Source organism: uncultured Campylobacter sp., assembly GCF_938018145.1.
Classification (GTDB): domain Bacteria; phylum Campylobacterota; class Campylobacteria; order Campylobacterales; family Campylobacteraceae; genus Campylobacter_A.
On the sequence record NZ_CALIII010000308.1, the window covers coordinates 1 to 4,541 of the forward strand.

The following is a 4,541-nucleotide window of genomic DNA, read 5'->3' on the forward strand; positions in this document are numbered from 1 at the left end:
TGAAAGGGCTTTTGCACGGTATCAGAGATAGCGGCAACGATACGGACGTAGGCATCGAGATAGAAGATATCTGCAAAAGACTAACCGCGATATCCGAAGGCGAAGCTCCGAGTGCGGCCGTTAGCGAGCCTACTCCTGCGGCACCAGAGCCTGTAGTTGAAACGCCAAAAGAGCCTGAATCTGAGACCGTTAGCGATGAAAATTTGTCAAATTTGAGCGACGACGAGGTCGAAGCTGAGATAGAAAGGCTGCTAAAAGTAAGAAAGGCTGAAGATCAGGCAAGACGAGCCCAAAAAGCAGCTGGAGGAGAAGCGCCAAAGCCTGCCGCGCCGCAAGCTCCAACTCCGTCAAATTCGGCTCCGGCTCCAAAACCAGCTCCAGCAAAGCCAGCCGAGAAAAAAGAGGACAAAAAAGTCCCAGCTCCGTCAAGCGGAGCTAGCGCGGACGAGCAGACCATACGTGTCGAGGTTAAGCGTCTAGATCACCTGATGAACCTGATTGGCGAGCTGGTGCTTGGCAAAAACAGATTGCTTAAAATTTACGACGACGTCGAGGAGAGATATGAAGGCGAGAAATTCCTTGAGGAGCTAAATCAAGTAGTATCTAGCCTAAGTTTGGTAACTACCGACATACAGCTAGCCGTTATGAAAACGAGGATGCTACCTATCGCGAAGGTATTTAATAAATTTCCTCGCATGATCCGCGATCTAAGCCGCGAGCTAAATAAGCAAATCGACCTTGAGATCACGGGTGAGGAGACTGAGCTTGATAAATCTATCGTCGAGCAAATCGGCGATCCGCTCGTACACATGATAAGAAATTCGTGCGACCACGGTATCGAAGACGGCGCGACCAGACTGGCCGCCGGCAAACCGGAAAAAGGCACCATCCAGCTAAAAGCCTATAACGAAGGCAACCATATCGTAGTCGAGATCACCGACGACGGTAAGGGACTAGATGCCGATATGCTAAAATCTAGATCAATAGAAAAAGGCATCATCACCGAGCGCGAAGCCGACGCGATGAGCGATAAAGAGGCGTTTGGACTTATATTTAAACCTGGATTTTCGACTGCGGCGAAGGTAACTAACGTAAGCGGCCGCGGCGTGGGAATGGACGTCGTAAAAACCAATATCGAAAAGCTAAACGGTATAATCGACATCGAAAGCGAAGTGGGCAAGGGCACGACGATGAAGCTAAAGATCCCGCTCACGCTAGCGATCATACAGTCGCTTTTAGTCGGAGCTCAGGAGGAGTTTTTCGCTATTCCTCTAGCAAGCGTCTTAGAGACCGTGCGCGTACCGATCGACGATATCTATACGATCGACGGCAAAAACGTGCTTAGACTACGCGACGAAGTGCTATCGCTAGTTAAGCTCTCAGATATCTTCGGCGTCAAGCAAGTCTTTGACGGCGGAGATCAGACCTACGTGGTCGTTATCGGCGTAGCGGAGGCGAAGCTCGGCATCATCGTAGATAGCCTCGTAGGACAAGAAGAGATCGTCATAAAATCAATGGGCGATTATCTCCAAAACATCCCGGGAATCGCAGGCGCCACGATAAGAGGCGACGGCCGTGTAACGCTAATCATCGACGTAGGTATGATGATGGAGATGGCAAAAGATATAAAAGTAGACATAAAAGCCAGTATGGAAGCCTCAAAGAGCGTCAAAGAAAAGCCGAGCGATTATAAGGTATTAATCGTCGACGACTCGAAGATGGACAGAACGATCATGCAAAAATCGCTAGCCCCTCTTGGCGTAACGGTGATCGAGGCTACTAACGGCGTCGAGGCTCTAGCTATCGTAAAATCGGGCGAACACGCGCTTGATGCGATGCTAATCGATATCGAGATGCCGCGAATGGACGGCTACACGCTAGCAGGCGAAATTCGCAAGTACTCAAAATATAGAAATTTGCCGCTTATTGCGGTAACCTCAAGGACGTCAAAGACCGACAGGCTAAGAGGCGTGGAGGTAGGAATGACCGAGTACATCACCAAGCCGTATTCGTCGGATTACCTTGAAAACGTAGTTAGAAAAAATATCAAACTAATAGGATAGAACATGAACGACAAATTAAATCAGGTTCTAAAAAAACAAAAAAGTCAGGTGATGGATCCGAGCGAAAAAGAGCGCGAGGAGATCGTCCAGTTAGTCGGTTTCATCGTGGGCGACGAGGAGTATGCGATACCTATTTTAAATATCCAAGAGATCATTAAACCGATCGAATACACTCGCGTGCCTAGCGTGCCGGACTATGTTTTGGGCGTGTTTAACCTGCGCGGTAGCGTCATCCCGCTAATCGACTTGAGAAAGAAATTTTCTCTAAATGCCGCAAAACCGAGTCCAAGCACGAGGTATATCGTGATGAAAGAGGGCGATAACGTCGCGGGATTTGTGATCGACAGGCTAACGGAAGCCATTAGAATACAGCAAAACAGGATCGATCCGCCGCCTGAAACGCTTTTAAAAGACAAAGGCATGATTTACGGTATCGGCAAAAGAGACAATAATATCCTTACGATTTTAAAAGTCGAAACGTTGCTAAAACGCGATTTCTAGGATCAAATTTGATAAAGCTTTGCGTATTTGATTTTGATTCGACGCTGATGGACGGCGAGACGATAGATTTTCTAGCCGCGGCAAAGGGTGTGGGCGATGAAGTCAGCGAAATAACGGCAAAGGCGATGGCGGGCGAGCTTGATTTTTTTGAGAGCTTGACGCGCCGAGTGTCGCTTTTAAAGGGGCTTGAGCTTGCTAAAGTAGATGAAATTTGCTCAAATTTGCCGCTCATGCCAGGAGCCGCCGAGCTAATCGCGCATCTAAAAAGCAAAGGCGTCAAGGTCGTAGTTTTTAGCGGAGGATTTCACTCGGGCACGGACAGAGCGCAAGAGAAGCTCAAATTTGACGCTAGCTTTGCAAATATCCTGCACCACAAAGACGGCGTCTTAACCGGACTCGTGGGCGGCGAGATGATGTTTGGCTTTTCAAAGGGCGCGATGCTTGCAAATTTGCAAAAAATGCTCGGTATCTCAAAAGAGCAGACGATGAGCGTGGGCGACGGCGCCAACGACCTATCTATGTTTGAGCATTCAAATTTAAAAATCGCGTTTTGCGCGAAGCAAATTTTAAGGCAAGCGGCAACTTGTTGCGTGGATAAAAAAGATTTGCGCGAGATCATAAATTTGATATAAAAAGGCGAGAAAAATGTTTAATAATGATATAAATTTTTCGTTGTGGTGCGACTTTATCGAGCGCGACTTTTTGCAAGACGAGTTTGAAAATTTACTACAAATAGGCGCTATTAACGGCGTGACCTCAAACCCGTCCATCTTTAAAGCCGCGTTTTTGTCGGACTCATACAAAGACGTCATCGGCCAAATGGGCAAAAAATATCCAAAGGCGCTTTACGAGGCTCTCGCGGTGCAAGATATCAAGATAGCTGCGACCAAGCTTTTGAGGCACTACGCAAACGGTGACGACGGATTTGTTAGCATCGAGGTCGATCCTAGCTTTTGCGATAACGCTGCAGCTACGGTGGACGAGGGCGCTAGACTGCACGCGGAGATCGGCATGCCAAACGTCATGATCAAAATCCCTGCGACAAAAGCGGGCTTTGAAGCGATGAGTGCTCTAACGGCGCGCGGTATCGCTGTAAATGCGACGCTGATTTTCTCGCCCGATCAAGCCGTTTCATGTTTGGATGCTTTTGAAGAGGGCGTGAAAGCTTATGAGAAAAAATTTCCGCTAACGCCGCTACCAAAAAGCGTGATTAGCATTTTTGTTAGCAGGTTTGATCGCTTGCTAGATGAAAAAATGCGCGAAAACTCGCTACCGACAGGTCAAATCGGCATCATGAACGCGACTAAAATTTATAAAATCATAGAAAATAAAAGCTTGCCGACGACGCGCGCGCTGTTTGCTAGCACGGGCGTAAAGGGCGATGAGCTGGTAAAGGATTATTACGTAAAAGAGCTTATGTATCAAAATGCGGTAAATACGGCTCCGCTTGATACTATCAAAGCATTTATCGCTAGCAAAAACGAACCTAAAACAGCTGTTAGCGACGACAGCATAGAGAAATTTTTCGGCGTGGTAAAAAGAGCTGACATAGACATGGAGAAGGTTTATAAAGACTTGCTAAACGACGGCTTAAAGCAGTTCGTGACGGCATTTGAAGACATAATGAAAGCACTAAAATAACTAGGAAGCAGCCATGAAGCCTTTAAGATTTACTTCTGTGAACGAAGAGGACGTTAAGGACTACGAGCTTGTTGGTTCCAGCATTAAATTTGATAGCCAGGACGATGCCTTAGAGCGCATTATCAAGCTAAAAGCAAAGGTTTTAAGAAGCGATATAGAACAGCATAGAAACAAAAATAAAGAAAACTCGCACGAGGACGAGCAAGAGGTGGTGCCCCTAAAAGCGGAGGACGCCGTGCGAGAAGAGGTTGCCCTGCAACCGGAGCCTAAATTTGAAGAGATCGGCAGGTTTGATGATTTGCCAAAGCTAAAGCCAATTGACGACGAGCTTGCAAA

Annotated in this window: 4 protein-coding genes and 1 pseudogene; all 5 read left to right on the plus strand. The window is 47.2% G+C overall.

What is annotated here, in order from left to right; all coding sequences use genetic code 11:
* Positions 1-2,063, plus strand: a 2,063-nt coding sequence (locus Q0338_RS07270; RefSeq protein ID WP_298086173.1) for a chemotaxis protein CheW, incomplete at its 5' end; no start/stop codon positions are given.
* Between the two features lie 3 nt (positions 2,064-2,066).
* On the plus strand, positions 2,067-2,564 hold the full coding sequence (locus tag Q0338_RS07275) for a chemotaxis protein CheW (protein WP_122863207.1): 498 nt from the start codon (positions 2,067-2,069) through the stop codon (positions 2,562-2,564).
* 8 nt (positions 2,565-2,572) lie between these two features.
* Entirely contained in the window at positions 2,573-3,196 is a 624-nt protein-coding gene (gene serB, locus Q0338_RS07280) for a phosphoserine phosphatase SerB (RefSeq protein ID WP_298086174.1), read from the plus strand.
* Between the two features lie 13 nt (positions 3,197-3,209).
* Positions 3,210-4,205, plus strand: coding sequence for a transaldolase (locus tag Q0338_RS07285; protein WP_298086175.1), 996 nt, complete (start codon positions 3,210-3,212; stop codon positions 4,203-4,205).
* A gap of 13 nt (positions 4,206-4,218) precedes the next feature.
* Positions 4,219-4,541 (plus strand): annotated as a pseudogene (locus Q0338_RS07290) (twitching mobility protein); the annotation flags it as partial.

Excerpts from the sequence above, each read along its gene's own strand:
- Q0338_RS07275 (WP_122863207.1), top strand. The coding sequence starts at position 2,067 with ATGAACGACAAATTAAATCAGGTTCTAAAAAAACAAAAAAGTCAGGTG.
- Q0338_RS07285 (WP_298086175.1), top strand. The coding sequence starts at position 3,210 with ATGTTTAATAATGATATAAATTTTTCGTTGTGGTGCGACTTTATCGAG.